Consider the following 13,722-nt stretch of genomic DNA (forward strand, 5'->3'; position numbering starts at 1 on the left):
CCCGGTTATGTACGATTACTGAGAGGCCAACGGCGAACACCTCCAACGCCCCAGCCGCGAGGACGGCGCACGCTCGCTGTCGTTCGAAAATCGGAGATTTTCGTGATGTCGTCAGAACGCACTGCGTTCTGACTGCTAGCCAGAAATCGATGATTTCTGGCGATGACGAAAGAGCTCCGCTCTTTCGAACCGCGCTCCTCGTCACTCGCTGCGCTCGTTCCTGTGGTGCTTACGTCGCCTGCGCCGCCCTCACGACTGCCTCTTTGAGTCCCACCCACACCGCACAGCAACCGCGCCTCACACCTCCCCAACCTCGTCGGTCGTCCTTCGCGTTGCTCCGACCGACCGACTCCCTCGCGCGGCGCTGTTCGCGGCCTAGCGGCCGCTCACAGGCGCGCGCCACCGCACGTTCTATTTCTATTTATAAACTATCGCCGCCAGCAGCAGGCGCGTTCCCTACCTGCAACGCCCGTTTTGACCGAACCGACCCGTTCCGACGATTTAAACCGGAACGGGCACCAACCACGGGTAATGCAACCGAGTTCGCTCCGCGGACTCCCCGCGGGCGTCGGCGAGGCGCTCGAAGCGGAGGGCGTCGCCGAGCTGTACCCGCCCCAACAGGCCGCCGTCGAGGCCGGAGTCGTCGACGGCGAGAGCCTCGTCGCCGCGGTCCCCACTGCGTCCGGGAAGACGCTCATCGCCGAGCTCGCCATGCTCTCGTCGATCGAGCGCGGCGGGAAGGCCCTCTACATCGTCCCCCTGCGCGCGCTCGCGAGCGAGAAGAAGACCGAGTTCGAACGCTGGGAGGACCACGGGATCACCGTCGGCGTCTCCACCGGCAACTACGATTCGGACGGCGAGTGGCTGGCGACCCGCGACGTCATCGTCGCCACCTCGGAGAAGGTCGACTCGCTGATCCGCAACGGCGCGCCGTGGATCGACGATCTCACCTGCGTCGTGAGCGACGAGGTCCACCTCGTCGACGACGCCAACCGCGGCCCGACGCTCGAAGTCACGCTCGCGAAGCTCCGGAAGGTGAACCCCGGGCTCCAGACCGTCGCGCTCTCCGCGACCGTCGGTAACGCCGACGTCATCGCCGAGTGGCTCGACGCCGAATTGGTCGAGTCCGACTGGCGCCCGATCGATCTCCGCATCGGCGTCCACTTCGGCAACGCCATCGACTTCGACGACGGGAGCAAACGCGAGGTCACCGTCGACCGCGGCGAGGACCAGACCGCCCGTCTCGTCGCCGACGCGCTCGACACCGAGGAGGACGGACAGGGCGGCTCTTCGCTCGTCTTCGTCAACTCCCGACGAAACGCCGAGTCGTCGGCCCGCAAGCTCACCGATGTCACCGCATCTCGGCTCACTGACGCCGAGCGCGACGACCTCCGCGAGCTCGCCGAGGAGATCCGCGGCGTCTCCGACACCGACACCTCCGAGGACCTCGCTGACGCGGTCGAGCAGGGGTCGGCGTTCCACCACGCCGGCCTCGCGAGCGAGCACCGATCGCTCGTCGAGGACGCCTTTCGCGATCGTCTCATCAAGTGCATCTCCGCGACTCCCACGCTCGCCGCCGGCGTCAACACCCCGGCACGCCGGGTGATCGTCCGCGACTGGCGTCGCTACGACGGGGATTTCGGCGGTATGAAGCCGCTCGACGTCCTCGAAATCCACCAGATGTGCGGACGCGCCGGACGCCCCGGTCTGGACCCGTACGGCGAGGCGGTGTTGCTCGCGAACAACGCGGACGCCAAAGACGAACTGTTCGAGCGGTACGTCTGGGCCGACCCCGAGCCGGTCCGGTCGAAGCTCGCCGCCGAGCCCGCGCTGCGGACGCACGTGCTCGCCACCGTCGCCTCCGGCTTCGCGTCCACGCGCGACGGGCTGCTCTCGTTTTTGGATAACACCCTCTACGCGACCCAGACCGACGACGAGGGACGGCTCGCCGCGGTCACAGACACCGTACTCGACTACCTCGCCGTCAACGACTTCGTCGACCGCGAGCGCGACGGCGGAACGGAGAGTCTCACGGCGACCGGGATCGGACACACCGTCTCCCGGCTCTATCTCGACCCGATGAGCGCGGCCGAGATGATCGACGGGCTCCGCTCGGTCGCGAGCGAAGGCCCGCACGGCGCCGACACCCCGACCGCGTCCGACGATACCGGCGAGTTCGTCATGACGGGAGACGACGACGGCGACGAACCCGGATTCGGGACGTACACGAGGGCTGCGGCCGACGCCGAGGAACGCGATCCGAAAGAGTCGGGAGCCCCAAGGGACCCAGGAGATGCCCCAGACGACTCGTCCCCCACGGTCACTTCGCTCGGCCTCTATCACCTCGTCAGCCGCACCCCCGACATGTATGAGTTGTACCTGAAATCAGGGGACCGCGAAACGTACACCGAGCTCTGCTACGAGCGCGAAGGCGAGTTCCTCGGAGCCGTTCCCTCCGAGTACGAGGACGTCCGCTTCGAAGACTGGCTCGCCTCGCTGAAGACCGCTCGTCTGCTCGAAGACTGGGCGAACGAGGTCGACGAGGACCGGATCACCGAGCGCTACGGGGTGGGCCCCGGCGACATCCGCGGCAAGGTCGATACCGCAGAGTGGCTGCTCCGCGCGGCGGAGACGCTCGCGCGCGACGTCGAGGGCGTCGACGGCGACACCGTCGTCGCGGTCCGCGAGGCCCGAAAGCGGATCGAGTACGGGGTCCGCGAGGAGCTGCTCGACTTGGCCGGCGTCCGCAACGTCGGACGGAAACGCGCTCGCCGCCTGTACGAGGCCGGCGTCGAGACCAGAGCCGACCTCCGGGAGGCCGACAAGGCGGTCGTCCTCGGTGCGCTGCGTGGCCGCGAACGAACCGCGGAGCGCATCCTCGAACACGCCGGTCGCGAAGACCCGTCGATGGAACACGTCCGCCCGGATCGGTCCGCCTCCGCGGCGGCGACCGCCGGCTCTACGAGCGACGACGACGGCGAGGGGCAGGCGAGCCTGGGTGATTTCCGATGAGCGAGTCCGGTCTCGACGGCGACGCCGCCGACGGCCCCAACGGCGAGCGCACTCCCCCCGAGCCGCTGACGCCGCCGCTCCGACTCGTCCGCGGTACCGCCGCGATCGACGATCTCGACGAGTTCCTCGCCGGAATGGACGCGGTCGCCGCCGAGACGGGCGCCGTCGTGCAAGCGTTCGACGCCGAACTCGTCGTCTCAGAGACGCACCTCCGTGAGGCGACACGGCTCGCCGCCCGCGCGATCGCTCGGGGCGAAGCCGTCGCCCGTGACCCGGGCGTCGAGATACTGCTGTACGCGGCCGGACGCCGCCAGATCGACCGCGCCCTCGCCCTCGGAGTTTCGGAGGGCGAGCAGGAGACCGTCGTCCTCGTCGCCGACTTCGGCGGCGTCCCGGGCGCGGAGCGCTCCGCCGCCGAACTCAACGCGGCGGCCGACGCGGTCGCCGAACTGCTCGATTCCGTGGACGCTCCTCACGTTACCGCCTACGATTCCGAGCGCGTGCGTGAGTTCTACGGTATCACCGACCGCGAGCTCGCCGCCACGGCTGGCGACGTCACGGACATCGTCCGTGAGCGCGTCGCACTGCTCGATGTGGAAAAGTAGCACGCACTCGTTTCGGGCCGTATTCGTGTGTAGTGTCTACCCCGTTTCTTCGACTGGAAAACGCGGTACGCAACGGCGAAATCGTTCCAGTCGAAACGAAGAAATCTCGACTAGACGCGCGGGAAACCCCGAGGGATCTCGGACGGGGTTCGCGGAGAGCAAATCCGCCAAGCGGACCGAGCGGCGAGAATAGTCCATCCTGGATTCGAACCAGGGTCGAAGCCCCCAGAAGGCTTCAGGATTGGCCACTACCCCAATGGACTGTGCGCATAGCCCGATAACCAGTGCGTGTTTGTAAGCGTTGCGCGTCGGGCGCTCTCTGACACTAGTTGACACCGTGTCGTCGACCGCTGCTCCCGCGCCGAAGTCGATCGATGAACGTGCGTATATCGACGCGCTTTAGCCAGCAGAATACCCACAAAGCTGTATGTACCTCGGACGATTCGTCGTCGTCGCTCCCGGCATCGGCGCGTACCGCGTCTCCTCTCGATCGTTCCCGAACCGTCGAGTCGTTGACCGCGACGGAATGCTCACCGTCGGCCCGACGCCGGACGCGCCCGAGACGGACAATCCCTACGTCTCGTACAACTGTGCCCGTGCAGTCACGACCCCGACGGGCGAGTCGCTCGCGGTCGTGGGGAACGGCTCGCACGTCGACCCGATAGCCGAGAAGCTCGAAATGGGGTACCCCGCCCGCGACGCGCTGGCGACCTCCCTGCTCGCGCTCGACTTCGAGAAAGACGACTACGACACGCCGCGAATCGCTGGCGTCGTCGGTGCCGACACCGCGACGATCGGCACGGTCCGCCGGGACGCGCTGCTCGTTGAGGCGGTCGACGAGCCGACGATCGTCGCCACGTACGAGACGGACAGCCCCGAGCCGTACGACTTCGCCGCGGCCGAGTCCGACTCGTGGGATCCCGCCTCGGCGGCGACCGAACTCCTCGCCGCAGACTTCGAACACCCCGTCTGTGCCGCGGGCGCGACCGTCGACGCCGACGGCGTTGCGCTCGCCTTCGACAACGGCTCGGTATAGGTCCGCCAACAACTCGACGGAGGCCCCGCCTTTCCGCCTCGCGACGCTTTTCCGCTCGCGACGCTTTTCCGCGTCCCGACGGCTTTTCACGTCCGCGGTCGACCTCTTCGCATGGAGCGCGTCACCGCGGCCGATTATCACGATATCGCGAAACCCGCCGATCCGCGGGTGTCTCCCGACGGAGACCGAGTCGCCTTCCTCCGGCGACAGTCGAACGGCAACGACGAGTATGAGTCGACGGTGTACCTCGTCGACGTCGACGGCGGCGACCCCGGGCGGCTCACGCTCAGTGAGGGCTCGGACGCCGAGCCGCGCTGGAGCCCCTCCGGCGATCGGATCGCCTTCACATCGACACGCGGGGCCGACGACGACCGTCAACAGCTGTGGGTGCTCCCGCTCGGCGGCGGTGAGGCCAGACGACTCACCGACGTCGTCGGCGGCGTGTCCGAGATCGCGTGGTCACCCGACGGCGACCGAATCGCCTTCGTCCAGTCGGCGACTGCCGAGGACCGCGAGAGCGACCGCGACCGCTCTGTTCCCGAGGAGTACGAACCCGAGGAACATCCAGACCCCCGCGTGATCGACCGTACCGTCTACCGGTCCGGACAGGAGTACTTCGACGGCCGGCGTTCGGGCGTGTACGTCGTCGACGCCGACGCGGAAGTCGACGGAGTCACCGCGGCTGATCCGGCCGAGGGGGTCACTCGAGTTACCGACCGCGAGGCGGACTTCGGGAGCCCCGAGTGGGGCGACGGCGACACCCTCTACTTCACCGAGCAGGTCGGCGACGACCCGGACGACTCGGTCGAGATCGCGATTCACGCCCACGATCTCGCGGCGGACGACACCGAGCGCGTCCACACGACGACGGGCTGGGGGGCCTCACTCGCGGCGACGGCCGACGGCCGGATCGCGTTCACGCACGCCGAGCCGGAACAGGTGTCGATGCAGCCGACGGACCTCCGGGTCGTCGACGGCGAGACCGGGACGGTCACCGACCTCACGGGCGACCTCGACCGCGGCCTCGGCCACGAGGCGGCGCCGCAGTGGGGGCCGGACGACGAGACGCTCTACTTCGCCACGCCCGACGAGGGAAAGACGGCGCTCTGGCACGTTCCGAGCGACGGCACCGAGGGGCCGGAGCGACTCGTCCGTCCGGGTACCGTTTCCGGTGCGACGGTCGGCGGCGACGACGGTGCGGGACCCGACGCGGTGACCGTCGCGTTCGCGGCTAGCGAGTGGGACCACCCGGGCGACGTGTTCACCTACGACGCGTGGAGCGGAGAGCGGACTCGCCTGACCGAACTGAACGCCGACTACCTCGCCGCCCGTGAGATCGGCGAACCCGAGGAGATTCGGTTCGAATCCGCCGGTACGGAGATACAAGGGTGGGTGTTGACGCCGCCGGGATTCGACGCTGAGAGCGAATACCCGCTCGCGGTGGAGATCCACGGCGGCCCCCACGCCATGTGGTCGACCTCGGGAACGATGTGGCACGAGTTCCAGACGCTCGCGGCCCGCGGCTACGTCGTCTTCTGGTCGAACCCGCGCGGGTCGACCGGGTACGGCGAGGCGTTCATGCAGGCGATCGAGCGCGACTGGGGCGCGGTCACTCTCGACGACGTGATGGCCGGAGTCGAGCGCGTCGCCGACCGCGAGTATGTCGACGCGTCGAACGCCTTCGTCACCGGGGGCTCCTTCGGCGGGTTCATGGCCGCGTGGACTGTCGGACAGACCGACTTCTTCCGCGCGGCCGTCGCCCAGCGCGGCGTGTACGACCTCACGGGCTTTTACGGCTCGACCGACGGGGCGTACAAGCTCGTCGAAGGCGACTTCGATACGGTTCCCTCTGCGGATCCGGCGTGGCTGTTCGAGCAGTCGCCGACCGGCCACGCCGATGCGGTCGAAACCCCGACGCTCCTCATCCACTCGGAAGACGACACCCGGACGCCGATCTGCACGGCTGAGCTGTACCATCGGATCCTCCGCAAGAACGGTGTCGACACGCGGTTCGTCCGGTACCCGCGCGAGGGGCACGAGCTGTCTCGCTCGGGCGAACCCGCGCATATCGTCGACCGAATCGAGCGGATCGTCCGCTGGTTCGACGGCTACTCCGACCACCATGATGTCCCGCGGGCGCTGGATCGGCCGGAGGACGACGGGCTAACTGCTGCCGCGAACGACTCGGACGCGGACGACTCGGACGCGGAAAACGAGAACGAGGCGTAGTCCCTCGGGCCGTCTCTCAGGCGTCTGTATCTGGGTCGAACTCGTCGATCGCGACGTGTACGCTTTCGACCCACCTATCGAGCGCGTCGTGGAGCCGTTCTTTCGCCTCGGGAACGGAAATCGCCGTGTACTGGTAGACGTATCCGCCCGAGTCGAGGAGGCGCCGCTGGCGTTCGACGAGTCCTTTCTCTCGTAGCGTCGAGAGTGAGCGGTTCACGTTCGATCGGTCCCGATCGAGGGTCTCCGCGAGCTCGGCGACGGTGCTCCCCGGGTGATCGAGAAGCGTCATGTACGTTCGGCTCTCGTGGTCTTGGACGCCGAACACACAGGAGAGAACGTGTTCGAACGACGGGGACGCGTCGCCGACGAGGTCCTCGATCTGGGGATCGCTCATGGCCGTCGTTTGACGCGGTTCGGGTTAAACGTCGTTATCGACTGCCCGACTATCCCGGACCCACAAACCATCCCGCGTCGTCGTCGACTCAATCGTCTGCTGCGTCGGGGCCACCGGCGGCATACCCCATCCGATCCAGACAGCCGCGCATCTCGGTCTCCTCGGTGTGGCGGTGGAGGTTCGTCGGTGTGTCACAGTGGTACGTCTCGCCGTCGTACCGGAGTACGACCTCGTGTTTGCCACCGGCGACCTCAACGGTAACGAGAATTCGTCGCCCCTCGTTGAGCGCGTCGATAATCTCGTCCGCCGCCAGCTCGCCGGCCTCGATCCGAAGCACGTCGCTCATGGGTGTCGTTCGTGATATTGGAATTAAATCCGTTCGGTGTCGTTCGCCGGTGTCGCTCGCGCGTGATCTTCGGCCCCGGACGGAGATCGCCGCCAGTCAGGTCATCGTCGAGTCGGGACCGCCCTCCTGCTCCGGCGGCTCGACGCCCTCGGCGGCGGCGACGTCGTCCGTCCGCTTCTCCGTCTCGACGTGCCAGCGGTCGATCTCCGACTCGTACTCCGCGAGGACGTCGCCGACCTCGTCTTTCAGCTCGTCGTCGTTGATGTTCACTTCGAAAACGAACGTCTCGCCGTTCTCGCCGCGGCCGACCTCCTGGACGTTGGCACTGACGAGTTCGTTGTCGAAGTAGTACGGCGCGACCTGCGTCATCACCTTTCGGTACACCGTGTCTTCGACCTTTCTGAGAGCCTTTCTGCTCGCCGAATCGGCCGCGCGCGCCACGTGACTGATCGACTCGCCCCAGCTCTCCATCGCGCTCTCCGTGTCGTTCTCTTCGACCTTCTCGTACGATTCCGTGAGTTTCTCTCCGGCGGTCTGGAGGTCGTCACCGGCCGTCTTTCCGGCGCGTTCGCCTTCGCCTTCGCTGACGGAGGCCTGTTCGGCGGTCTTTTCCGAGACGTCCTCGTCGATTCGTTCGTGGGACTTGGGTCGCCAGTCGTCGAAATCGTGGTACGCGTCGCCGTCGACGCCCGTCTCACGGAGCGCCAACGCGATGCGCTCGCCGTGTTCGACGATATCTCCCCAGTCTCCGCGCACCTTGAACCCGGAGATGCTCTCTTCCATCGCTTGGCATCGCTACGGTGCGAACAGGGATAAGTCTCTCCGAACTGACGTAACTTGTTACCGTTTGACGGCCACGGATGCCCTCGTCACTTCCCGTACGCGAGTCGTCGTCCGAGCGCGTCGATTCGGTCTTTGAGGTCGCTGAGATACCCCGCCGGTGACACTCGGCGAATCGACGACTCGTCGACCTCGATCCGCTCGCCGCCGAAGGGGTCGCGTTTGGCGCGCTCTTCCGGGTCTTGGTCCCCTCTCACCGCTCCAACCACGGTCGACATCGAGCACCGTCCGCACGCCTCCGTTCGGATCTCTTCATCAGTCATGCGTCTCTCTACCGTACGAACGCCTTCCACGGTGTTAAAACCCGGTATTGTCCCCGTATTCGGTCGATCTCTGCGCTCTCTCGATGAACTCGGCTTGCTCCCCCACCGACGCCACCGCCCCGACGACCTTTTTACCCGGTCTATGGAATGGCTTCACATGGGATACCGCGTCGTCGACACCGACTCGGTCGAGCCAGCGGCGGATCGACCCTGTGAGTGCCGAAAACTGTCCGATCCCGGCGGGCTCGATGCCGTCGCGATCAACCGGTTTCGAGCGGAGCCCGGCGAACGGCTCCCGCTCACGTATCACTACCACGAGACGCAACAGGAGGCGTTCTACGTGCTCTCCGGAACGCTCTCGGTCGAAACTCCGGAACGGACCTACGATGTCTCCGAAGACGACCTGTTCGTCGTCGACCCCGAGAGCCCGCAGCGCGCGTACAACTCGGCCGACGCCGACGAACCGGTGACGGTGCTCGCCGTCGGCGCACCGCCGGCCGCCGACGACGCGGTCGCGTACGATCCTAACGATGAGTGAGCCAGCGAACGCGGAGGGAGGTGGAACCGATGACGGCCGCTCGGAGGGGGACCGCGACGACCGTGACGACCCCGAAGTACTGCCGGCGGAGATCCGCGAGAACGTCCCCGACTACGACGACGAGTACCTCGACCGCGTCTCGGACCGGCTCATGTACAGCTACGACTTGGACCGCGATGTCGTCGTCGACGGCGAGCGGTTCGAACTGTACGCGGAGATGCGGATGCGAAGCCAGAAGCAGTTCCTCCACCCCGCACTGAGCTACGCCGACCACGACATGATGGAGTATCTCTTCGCGCGGCGGGTGTCGACCCCGACCGTCGGTGAGTTGGAACGGCTCGTCGAGTTCGCGCACGGCGTCGCCGACGAGCGCGTCGACGGCGACGAACAGCACTTCGGCACCGACGTCACCGTCGTGCTCGTCGCCGATCGACTCTCCGACGACGTCGTCGATTTCGTCGACGGATTCCGCGACCGAACCCTCCTCAAATTCGGCTACTACGGGCACTACGAGGTGAACCTCGTCGTCGTCGCCCCGGAACAAAAGCGGCTCGTCGCCAGCGAGGCGGCGGACGTCGCCGGTGCGTTTCGACTCTGGGAGCGCATCGAGAAGCCGGACGAGGGGTTCTTCTCGCGGTTCGCGAAGCGGTTCTGGCGGTAGGATCGCGGTCGCTCACGGGTTTTACGAAGGGGGAAAGCGGGAAAGAGCCGAACGGGGAGCCGGGGCGTCTCAGTCGTCGCTCGGTTCGGCCGCCGGGGCGCTGTCGCCCCCACGAACCGACCTGAGGTTGCCGATACCGATCTTCACCAGCGACAACGCCAACGTGATCAAGACGAGCGCCAGGATCATCTGTGCGGCCGAGGACAGCTGTGCCCCCAGGCCGACTGCACCGCCTTGGATCAGATTGACGTAGAGGTTCTCGTAGAGCGCGAGCCACGTGAGCCCGAATATGGTGATGGTCACCATCACCACCATCGGGACGCCCGTGGAGATGAGCTGCTTGGACTCGTCCCAGTTGGCGAGCCAGACCGTTCCGGTAAGCAGTGCGAGTGCCGCGAGCAGCTGATTCGCACCGCCGAACAGTCCCCAGAGCGTCGCCCATTCACCCGAGACGACGAGCACGTAGGCGATACCGATCTGCGCGAGCGGGTTCGTGTACCGCCCGCGGGCGATCGAGCCGAGGTCGCCGGAGAGTCCAGAGACGGTCATCCCGTCGTCCATACCGACGATCTCTTCCATCATGTACCGCCCCAGACGCACCGCGGTGTCGGTCGAGGTGAGCAGGAAGCTCACCAGGACGAGCGCCATGAAGACGGCCCCGATAGCCTCGGGAATCCCCAGGCTGGTGAGGATGATACCCCCACCGGCCGCGAAGTTCGGCAGCGCACCGCCGATGCCGCCACCGGCCTCGACGACGGTCGCACCGAGTCCGGCGACCGCAAGCGTCGACAGCGCGAGCGCGGCGAGCAGTCCCTCGCCGAGCATCCCGCCGTAGCCGATCAGGCGGGCGTCGCTCTCCTTGTTCAGCTGCTTCGACGTCGTCCCCGAGGAGACGAGCGAGTGGAATCCGCTGATCGTCCCGCAGGCGATGGTGACGAAAAGCAGCGGGAACAACGGCCAGAGTCCGGCCGCTTCGAGCCCCCAGAAGCCCTGGAACGCCCCGAGCGAGGAGTCGATGACGAGCGGCTGGCTGGACGTCGCGAAGATCGTTCCGACGATGATCGCGAGAATACCGCCCCCTACACCGGTGTACAACAGGAACGACGAGAGGTAGTCACGGGGTTGGAGCAACACCCACACCGGGAGCGCGCTCGCGACGGCTCCGTACACCATGATAAGCGGCACCCACGCCATGACGTTGGGTGCGAGTGCGCCGGGGACCCACTCGCCGGCGCCGAGTCCGAGCGTCTCTGCGAGGACGAACGTCCCCGCGGGGTAATCGCCCGGGAACAGCGCGAACGGGTACTGGATCCCGACCCAGACGCCGGCGAACACGCCGGCGACGAAGAGCACGGTCCCCGGAATGAATGGGCCGTTGAGCTGGTAGAGGTACACGCCGAAGGCGAGCGCTAACAGGATATAGACGAAGCTCGCCGTCGTTACCTGCGGATACGCGTTGAACACGATCCCGACGACCAGCGCGAACACCGCCACGACGAGGATGATCGTGAGGAACGCGAACCACAGCAGCAGGTTCTTCCCCCGCTCGCCGACGTACTGGCCGACGATGTAGCCGATCGACCGACCCTCGTGGCGAATCGAACTCGACAGCGAAATGAAGTCGTGGACCGCCCCCATCAGCGGGTTGCCGATAGCGACCCACAGCAGCGCCGGAACCCAGCCCCAGATGGCTCCCGCGGTGATCGGGCCGACGATCGGCGCGCCGCCCGCGATACTTGAAAAGTGATGCCCCAGTAGCACCGGCTTCTTCGCCGGTACGTACTCCTGTCCGTCTTCGTACTTGTGTGCCGGCGTCTCCCGCTCGTCGTCGAGTTCGACGAATCGCGAGAGATACCGCGAATACCCCATGTATCCGACGGTAAACGTGCCGAGCACGGCAACTACGATCCAAATTACGCTTGTCATAGATTGACTGCCTCGTGGTATCGATTCACTATTTCATACTTAAGTATTGTCTTCAATCGTGATGTTTCGGTCACATCATGTCGCCTGAACGCGGTTTCATCCCGCGGATCGCGGTTTATTTCCTAACTAACAATATAAAATCCGCGAGTGGGGTTGCCGTTGTCATTCGCACGCGCTCACGCTCGGCGGTCGATGCGGATCCCTATCGGTCGGCGCGCACCGTCTCGTCCCCACCGATATCCGGCCCTCCGTCGGCGCCTGTCTCCACGTCGAGCTCGGCGGCCACGTCCGACAGCACGTCGCCCCGGACCTCCGTCGTTCGCGACTCGATCTCGGCGACCAGCGGCGGCGTGAACTCCTCGCGGACCTGTTCGATTCGATCCCGCTCGGTCGCGACTTTTTCGCGGAGATACCGCGCGCCTCGTCCGTTTTCGTCGTCGTCGGGCGACGGCGTGAGCTTGTTCGCGACGAGCCCCCGCACGCGGAGGTCGCGCTCGGTGAACCCCTCGATCGCGCGCCCGGTCTCGTTGACCGATAGCTGATCGGGGTTCAAGACGAGGAAGAAGGCCGCGTCGTTGCGCATGGCGTCGCCGGCGAACTCGAAGAACTCCTTGCGGCGCTGTAACCGTTCCAAAACGGGGTCGCCGTCCATCAGCCGTCGCGGCTCCATGTTTCCGATCGCGGCCTTTTCGAACAGGTCGATCGATTGGCGACGCTTGTACAGCAGTCGGTCGATCCAGTCGCCGAGGAACTCCGGGAGTCCAAGGAGCCGCAGCGTGGAACCGGTCGGTGCGGTGTCGAAGACGACTCTGTCGTACGACTCGCTCTCGTTGCGCATCACGCCGACGAAGGCGTCGAACAGCGCCGCCTCGTACGCGCCCGGCGTCCCGTGTGACATCTCCAGCTGACGGTTGATCTCGGAGACCATCGCGGCCGACACCTGCTCGGAGAGCCCCTCTCGGATCTCCTGGAGGTGCCGCTGCATCTCGTCGTCCGGGTCGATCTCCATCGCGTCGAGCCCGTCGACGCCGTCGACGGACTCGGGCTCGTCGCCGAACTGCTGGTCGAACACGTCCGACACCGAGTGGGCGGGATCCGTCGAGACGACGAGGGTCCGCACCCCCGCGTTCGCACATCGATACGCGTACGCACAGGAGACGGTGGTCTTGCCCACGCCGCCTTTGCCGCCGAAGAAGACGAACGGCTCCATCAGAAGTGGTACTGCTGTCCCTTTCGTTCGATCAGGCTCTCTCGGTCCCACAGCCGCCGCTCCCACGCCTCGAACTCGTCTTCGAGGTACGGGAGCAGCTCGGCGGTGTAGTACGACACCGGCGAGGGGATCCCGAAGGCGTCCGGGAAACACGCGAGCATGAACTCGTCTTCGGTGTCCTCCGCCTCCTTCTCGATCTTCTCGTAGGCCGGATGCGTTATCATGCCGTGGTACAGCCCGCGGAGCCACTCGTCGAGAACCTCCCGAAAGGCGGCGATTCGGTCAGCGACTGTCATTATCCGTCATGATCACCGGGGCGCGGTAAAAGCTGTCGCGGCTGGACGCGGCAACTGCTGTCGCGGCTGGAGATGTCACGAACTGTCGTGACGCGGTCGCGAGAAATCCGCCGGAGGATCGGTTACGTCTCCGTTTACGCCGAGTTGCCGTCGGCGGTGAGTTCGCCCTGAGTTTCGGTCGATTCCTCTCCGTCCGCGAGCTCCGGCTGTTCGGTCTCGCCGGGGCTCGGCGTGTGTGCGTCTTGGCCGAGCGCCAACCAGACGAGGTACAGCATCGCGACGATCATGAGGAACGTCACCAGGGTACCGATGATCCCCACGATGGACACGTACTCAATCATGTTCCGCGGTCCGCGGCCCCGGCCT

At 66.2% G+C, this 13,722-nt stretch carries 14 protein-coding genes and 1 tRNA gene; 6 read left to right on the forward strand and 9 right to left on the reverse strand.

From position 1 onward, the window contains the following. Positions 1–531 precede the first annotated feature (531 nt). Positions 532–3,012, forward strand: coding sequence for an ATP-dependent DNA helicase (locus tag ACNSN4_RS08720; RefSeq protein ID WP_418285429.1), 2,481 nt, complete (start codon positions 532–534; stop codon positions 3,010–3,012). After that, complete coding sequence (gene cgi121, locus ACNSN4_RS08725; RefSeq protein WP_418285430.1) at positions 3,009–3,617, forward strand: KEOPS complex subunit Cgi121; 609 nt, start codon at positions 3,009–3,011, stop codon at positions 3,615–3,617. Before ACNSN4_RS08720 ends, cgi121 begins: the two co-directional genes overlap by 4 nt. A gap of 190 nt (positions 3,618–3,807) precedes the next feature. Here cgi121 and ACNSN4_RS08730 read toward each other — a convergent pair. Continuing rightward, positions 3,808–3,880, reverse strand: a tRNA-Gln gene (locus ACNSN4_RS08730). A gap of 164 nt (positions 3,881–4,044) precedes the next feature. On the opposite strand from ACNSN4_RS08730, the gene ACNSN4_RS08735 reads away from it, so the two are divergent. Both ACNSN4_RS08735 and ACNSN4_RS08740 read left to right on the forward strand, forming a co-directional pair. Next, positions 4,045–4,653: an IMP cyclohydrolase gene (locus ACNSN4_RS08735; RefSeq protein WP_418285431.1), complete on the forward strand. Its 609-nt coding sequence runs from the start codon at positions 4,045–4,047 to the stop codon at positions 4,651–4,653. 111 nt (positions 4,654–4,764) lie between these two features. Next, positions 4,765–6,882 carry a S9 family peptidase gene (locus ACNSN4_RS08740; RefSeq protein ID WP_418285432.1) on the forward strand — a complete coding sequence of 706 codons (2,118 nt, stop codon included), beginning with the start codon at positions 4,765–4,767 and terminating at the stop codon, positions 6,880–6,882. A 16-nt stretch (positions 6,883–6,898) separates the two neighbouring features. Here the strand turns inward: ACNSN4_RS08740 and ACNSN4_RS08745 are convergent, their stop codons facing one another. The 4 genes from ACNSN4_RS08745 to ACNSN4_RS08760 all read right to left on the reverse strand — a co-directional run bounded on the left by ACNSN4_RS08745 (position 6,899) and on the right by ACNSN4_RS08760 (position 8,725). Continuing rightward, positions 6,899–7,276 carry a helix-turn-helix domain-containing protein gene (locus ACNSN4_RS08745; RefSeq protein ID WP_418285433.1) on the reverse strand — a complete coding sequence of 126 codons (378 nt, stop codon included), beginning with the start codon at positions 7,274–7,276 and terminating at the stop codon, positions 6,899–6,901. 88 nt (positions 7,277–7,364) lie between these two features. Continuing rightward, the gene (locus ACNSN4_RS08750; RefSeq protein ID WP_418285434.1) at positions 7,365–7,622 is read right to left on the reverse strand and encodes a DUF8001 family protein; all 258 of its coding nucleotides are present in this window, start codon (positions 7,620–7,622) and stop codon (positions 7,365–7,367) included. A gap of 96 nt (positions 7,623–7,718) precedes the next feature. Next, positions 7,719–8,405 carry a DUF5828 family protein gene (locus ACNSN4_RS08755; RefSeq protein WP_418285435.1) on the reverse strand — a complete coding sequence of 229 codons (687 nt, stop codon included), beginning with the start codon at positions 8,403–8,405 and terminating at the stop codon, positions 7,719–7,721. An 86-nt stretch (positions 8,406–8,491) separates the two neighbouring features. Beyond that, on the reverse strand, positions 8,492–8,725 hold the full coding sequence (locus tag ACNSN4_RS08760) for a DUF8007 family protein (protein ID WP_418285436.1): 234 nt from the start codon (positions 8,723–8,725) through the stop codon (positions 8,492–8,494). A gap of 157 nt (positions 8,726–8,882) precedes the next feature. Between ACNSN4_RS08760 and ACNSN4_RS08765 the strand changes: the two genes are divergently transcribed. Further along, complete coding sequence (locus ACNSN4_RS08765; RefSeq protein ID WP_418285437.1) at positions 8,883–9,263, forward strand: cupin domain-containing protein; 381 nt, start codon at positions 8,883–8,885, stop codon at positions 9,261–9,263. Beyond that, complete coding sequence (locus ACNSN4_RS08770; RefSeq protein WP_418285438.1) at positions 9,256–9,924, forward strand: DUF8052 family protein; 669 nt, start codon at positions 9,256–9,258, stop codon at positions 9,922–9,924. Before ACNSN4_RS08765 ends, ACNSN4_RS08770 begins: the two co-directional genes overlap by 8 nt. A 69-nt stretch (positions 9,925–9,993) precedes the next feature. On the opposite strand, the gene ACNSN4_RS08775 is transcribed toward ACNSN4_RS08770, so the two are convergent. The 4 genes from ACNSN4_RS08775 to ACNSN4_RS08790 form a co-directional block, all read right to left on the reverse strand. Next, positions 9,994–11,850: a carbon starvation CstA family protein gene (locus ACNSN4_RS08775; protein ID WP_418285439.1), complete on the reverse strand. Its 1,857-nt coding sequence runs from the start codon at positions 11,848–11,850 to the stop codon at positions 9,994–9,996. 202 nt (positions 11,851–12,052) lie between these two features. Next, on the reverse strand, positions 12,053–13,060 hold the full coding sequence (locus ACNSN4_RS08780; protein WP_418285440.1) for an ArsA family ATPase: 1,008 nt from the start codon (positions 13,058–13,060) through the stop codon (positions 12,053–12,055). Further along, complete coding sequence (locus ACNSN4_RS08785; RefSeq protein ID WP_418285441.1) at positions 13,060–13,356, reverse strand: DUF7990 family protein; 297 nt, start codon at positions 13,354–13,356, stop codon at positions 13,060–13,062. Before ACNSN4_RS08785 ends, ACNSN4_RS08780 begins: the two co-directional genes overlap by 1 nt. Positions 13,357–13,490: 134 nt before the next feature. After that, on the reverse strand, positions 13,491–13,697 hold the full coding sequence (locus ACNSN4_RS08790) for a hypothetical protein (protein WP_418285442.1): 207 nt from the start codon (positions 13,695–13,697) through the stop codon (positions 13,491–13,493). Positions 13,698–13,722: the final 25 nt, after the last annotated feature.

Origin of the sequence: Halorubrum marinum (assembly GCF_048381195.1) — an archaeon.
In the GTDB taxonomy this organism is placed as follows: Archaea; Halobacteriota; Halobacteria; order Halobacteriales; family Haloferacaceae; genus Halorubrum.